This window comes from Streptomyces caeni (genome assembly GCF_042678285.1).
GTDB lineage: Bacteria > Actinomycetota > Actinomycetes > Streptomycetales > Streptomycetaceae > Streptomyces > Streptomyces caeni.
Map to the genome: position 1 here is coordinate 60,713 of NZ_JBHUDX010000080.1, position 4,800 is coordinate 65,512.

Genomic DNA, 4,800 nt, shown 5'->3' on the forward strand with positions numbered 1-4,800 from the left:
GCCGTTGCCGCCGTCGTGCATCAGCAGCGCCGCCGCCGAGACGCCCGCACCCACCATGGCCGCGACGAGGGCGGCGGCGACGAGCACACCCCGCGCCGAGTACGGCTGCGACCCGGCGGCCGGGGCCGCGGCCTCGCCTGCCTCCCGGGGCGGCGAGTGCGCCGCACGCCGGGGCACGTCCCGCTGCGTCGGCGTGTACGCCACGGGCACCCGCGGCGTACGTCCCGTCTCCAGGAACTCCCGCAGCAGCCGTTCGGCCTCGGCGGCGTCCAGGCGCCGGTCCGGGTCGCGCTCCAGCAGTCCTCGTACGACGGGCAGGACCGGCTGCGCCTGCGCGGGCGGACGGATCTCGTCGACGACGACCGCGTGCAGGATCCCGCCCAGCGAGTCGCGGCGGAAAGGCGATTCGCCGCTCAGGACCGCGCACAGCAGCGCGCCCAGCGACCACAGGTCGGACGCGGGCCCGGTACGGTCGCCGGACATCCGCTCCGGGGCGGTGTATTCGGGTGAGCCGACGAAGGAGCCGCTCTCGGTGAGCGTGGTCGCTCCGGCGACCTGCGCGATGCCGAAGTCGGTGAGGACGACACGGTCGGTGCCCGCCTCCAGCAGGACGTTCGCGGGCTTGAGGTCGCGGTGCAGCACACCCGCGCCGTGCGCACAGCGCAACGCGCCCAGCAGCGCGATGCCGATGCGCGCGGCCTCACGGGCGTCGACGGGGCCGTGCCGGGCGATGTGCTCGGCGAGCGAGCCGCCGTCGATCAACTCCATGACGAGGTAGGGCTGCTCGTCGTGCGCGACGACGTCGTGGACGACGATGATGTGCGGGTGGCTCAACTGCGCGACCGCGCGCGCCTCGCGCAGGGTGCGCTCGCGCTGCCGCCGGGCCTCCTCTGCGGAGAGCGAGGGGTCGACGACGAGTTCCTTCACCGCCACCTGCCGGCCGAGCAGTTGGTCGGCGGCCCGCCAGACGACGCCCATGCCGCCCCGGCCGATCCGTTCTTCCAGCCGGTAGCGCCCCGCTATGACACGGACATTCTCCCCCTCGGTCCCCATGCGCCCCATCATGCCGCACCACAGGTCACCCCTCCGGGACGCCGTGCTCAGGGTGGCCGACATACGACGTACGCGGGCGCACGAGCGGGGCGCGATGGGCGTACGGGAACGCGTACCGGAGGACGCGTACGGGCGGAGGCATCCGGGCGGAGGCATCCGGGGACGCGTCGCCGTGTCCGTCAGCCCGACGGGGGCCGCCACCCCCGCAGCACCGCGTCGAACTGGCTGCTCGTGGTCGGCCAGTCCGCGGCGGGGCCGGACATGTAGATGGCGTACTCGACGCCGTCACGGCCGATGTACGTCTCCTCGACGGCGTGGCGCGGCCCGGGGAACCGTGTGTCCTTGGCCAGCGCGGTCCACGTGTACTCCCACCGGGAGCCCCTGCAGTCCCGGTAGATGTCGGACTCCAGCTTGATGCGCTTGTAGTCGACGAGCCGCCGGAGCTGCTGGTCCAGGTCGAGTTGGTGCTCGTGCGGGTCGTCGAAGTCCGGCGAGTCGTCGACGGCGATGCGGATGAAGTGCCTGCCGCCGTCGGGCGAGTAGTCGGTCTGGAGGGCGTCGAACACCTTCCGCTTCCAGCGCTCGCCGGGCAGGACGAGGCTGAAGCCCGCGGGATCCGGCACACGTACCCAGCCGTCCGGCACGGTGCTCGCGGCCTGATCCGTGCTCTTTGCGGGCGAGGGCGTCGCGGCGGGTGTGGCGGTGGGCCCGCCGCCGGCGTCGTCGCGCCCGCCGAATCGGTCCGCGGCCACCGCGCCCGCCGCGCCCACGACCACGGCCACCGCGAGGACGAGCGCGACGGTGCGACCGCGGCGTCTGCGGGGCGGGGGCGGCAAAGCGGGCTGGTGCAGGGTGCCGCCCGCCGTCCCCGCGTCGCGCGCCTCCCGGGGACCGGGCACGTACGCAGTCGTGTCACCGTCGCCGTTCAGGTGCACGTTCTGCGTCGCCACGTACTCCTGCGCCGCCCTCGGCCGCCGTCCCTCCGCGGCCTCGGCCAGCATCTGCTCCAGCTCCGCAGCACCGGGCCGGCGCGCCGGGTCCTTGCGCAGCAGCGCCGAGATCACCGGTTCCAGGGCGGCCGCGAACCGCGGCGGCGCGGGATCCTCGTCGACGACCGCCTGCATGGTGGTCAGCGGCGAGGTCCGCCGGAACGGCGACCTGCCCTCCACCGCCGTGTAGAGCGTGGCGCCGAGCGCCCACAGGTCGGAGGCGGGACCCGGGTCGTGGCCGCGGACGCGCTCGGGCGCCAGGTAGTCGACGGACCCGACGATCTCTCCGGTGCGCGTGATGGTGGTGTCGCCCTCGACCTGCGCGATCCCGAAGTCGGTGAGCAGCACGCGCTTGTCGGCGGCGAGCAGGACGTTGCCGGGCTTCACATCGCGGTGCAGCACGCCCGCGGAGTGCGCGGCCCGCAGGGCGCGCGCCACCCACAGGCCGATGCGGGCGGCCTCGGCGGGGTCGATGCGCCCGCGCTCCTTGACCGCGTCGGCCAGCGAGCCGCCCTCGACCAGTTCCATGACGATCCACGGCCGGTTGTCGTGGTCCAGCACGTCGTGGACGGTGACCACGGCCGAGTGGTTGATGCGGGCGGCGGCCCGCGCCTCGGCGTGGGTCCGGGCGAGGAGTACGGCGCGGTCACTCTCCGTGACGTACAGGGCGGCGGTCAGCTCCTTGATGGCGACCGCCCGGTGCAGCACCTCGTCGTGGGCGCGCCACACCCTGCCCATGCCACCGCTGCCGATGGAGTCGACGAGCCGGTAGCGGCCCGCGAGGAGCAGGCCCTGCATCTGATTCACGTTTCCCCGCAATGGTCTTGACGAGGCCAGAGTAAAGAGCGGCCCCCGCACAGGGAACCGGCGGGGTCGTTCGGAGACCGCACTGTGACGGTTCTCCCTTCCACGTACGGGACGGAACCAGCGCACACTCAGCGCAATCGGACCGCGCACGGTGACGCAGGGTCAGCCAGCGACTCTGTATGTCTGTTCGGCCTGCTCGTACAACCGGGTCACCTCGTCGCGTTCGGCCTCCGGGCCGCGAACCTGCACCACGTGGTAGCGGCCGCCGACGACGATCGCGAGGTTGCGCACGTAGAGTTCGCGTCCGTCGCCGTCCGTCCAGGTGAACTGCCCCTCGGCCATGGTCCGTCCACCCACGTCGATGCGGCGCATCCCGCTGGAGGTGGCCCAGGTCGAGTCGCGGAAGGGCTGCAGTTCGGGCTCCGACTCCCGCTGGTAGGTCAGCGGATCGCCGCCGTACCTGCTGGTGCCGTCGCGTCCGGGCACGACGATCAGCTCGAAGTCGCCGTGGGAGTAGACGACCTGGCCGCGCCCGTTCCTCGGGGCGCGGTCCCAGCCGTTCGCGACGGCGACGCTGAAGCCCTCGGGGTCCTTGCGCAGGGTGAAGCCCTGGGCGACCTCCGGGTCGCTGGTCTGCGTCTGGGGCGAACCGGCCGACGACGAGGAGCTCTCGGCACCGCCCTCGCCGGGCTCCTGGGAGCCGCCCTGACCGGGCCCCGGGGCGCCGCCCGGGCCGGACTGCCGCGGGGCGGGGCCGACGTCCCCGGCCGCACCGGTGCGCTGCCCCGACGTGCCCTCGGCACTGCCGGCCTTGGGCATGAACACCATGGCGTAGGCGATCACCGCGGCCAGCCCGAGCAGGATCAGCAGGAGCAGGGTGCGGCCCAGGCGCCGGGGCCTGGGTGCCCGCTCGTCCTTGGCACGCCGGTGGCGGGCGTGGGTGGCCGCCGGCAGCCCGGCGCGGCGCCGGCGGACCAGCTCGCCCCGGCGGCGCACGATCGGCAGCCGGCGCGGGTCGACGGGCGGCGCCGCGACGACATGGGCCCCCGCCTCGGGCTCGGGCGCGGACCGGACGAGGGAGCGCAGCCAGCCGCGCAGCTCCTCGTAGTCGAGCCGGTCGGTCGGGTCCTGACGCAGCAGCGACTCCACGACCGGGCGCAGCGGACCGCACTCCTCGGCGAAGGCGGGCGGTTCGGCGCACACGAGCTGGACCAGTTCGGCGGTGCTCTCCTCGGGATACGGCGCATGCCCCTGCACGGCCCGGAACAGCAGCGCGCCCAGCGCCCACAGGTCGGTCGCGGGCCCGATCGGCGCGGCCAGCTGCCAGTTCTCGTGCACGGGGCCCGCCTGCTCGGGCGCCCACCGCTCCGTGACGGGCCCGACGACGGCCATCCGCGCCTGGCGCGCCCGCTCGGCGGCGAGGGCGGTGGCCGGGCCGCGCTGACCCCAGGGAGCCTCGGGGGCGCCCGCGCCAACGGCGGGGCCGGGGGCACCGCCCTCGGCGGCGGGCACGCCCGGGGCCACGTTCTCGTAAGGGCCGGCACCGATGCCATTGCGGGGTGCGGACGTCTGGCCGGGTGGCGCGGTGCGGTCGGTGCCGCCGACCGGTGCCGCCGGGCGCGGTGCCGCGCCGTGCCAGGAGGCCGTACGGCCCACTCCGTACGGGTCGGCGATCTGCCCCGGGGGCGATGCGGCGGGCCGGTGTTCCGCCGGCCCGCCGGGGTCCTGGGCCGGTACCACGGTGCCGGCGCCGGCGCCTGAACCGGTCGCCGGCCTCGGCGCGGGCAGCGCCGCCCGGTCGGCGCTCTGTTCCTCCTGCACCCGTGCCGCGGCCCGCGCTCCGGCGCGGTAGGCGGCGATGGCCCCGGCCCGTGCCGCCCGCACATCCTCCGCGGACTGAAGGGCGGGCATCCCGGCGGCGGGCCCGCCGGGCGCGGCGGCGGTCCGGGCC

The 4,800-nt window shown here is 75.4% G+C and carries 3 protein-coding genes; all 3 read right to left on the reverse strand.

Annotation, left to right across the window (positions count from 1 at the left end):
• Nucleotides 1-1,053: serine/threonine-protein kinase (locus ACFSL4_RS26330; RefSeq protein ID WP_381087812.1), on the reverse strand; the 1,053-nt coding region annotated here is incomplete at its 3' end.
• A gap of 179 nt (nucleotides 1,054-1,232) precedes the next feature.
• Nucleotides 1,233-2,840 (reverse strand): serine/threonine-protein kinase, encoded by a 1,608-nt coding sequence (locus ACFSL4_RS26335; RefSeq protein ID WP_381087824.1) that lies wholly within the window; start codon nucleotides 2,838-2,840, stop codon nucleotides 1,233-1,235.
• Between the two features lie 171 nt (nucleotides 2,841-3,011).
• Nucleotides 3,012-4,800: serine/threonine-protein kinase (locus ACFSL4_RS26340; protein ID WP_465269765.1), on the reverse strand; the 1,789-nt coding region annotated here is incomplete at its 5' end.

Coding starts and splice junctions, on each gene's coding strand:
- ACFSL4_RS26335 (WP_381087824.1), bottom strand. CDS start 2,840: ATGCAGGGCCTGCTCCTCGCGGGCCGCTACCGGCTCGTCGACTCCATC.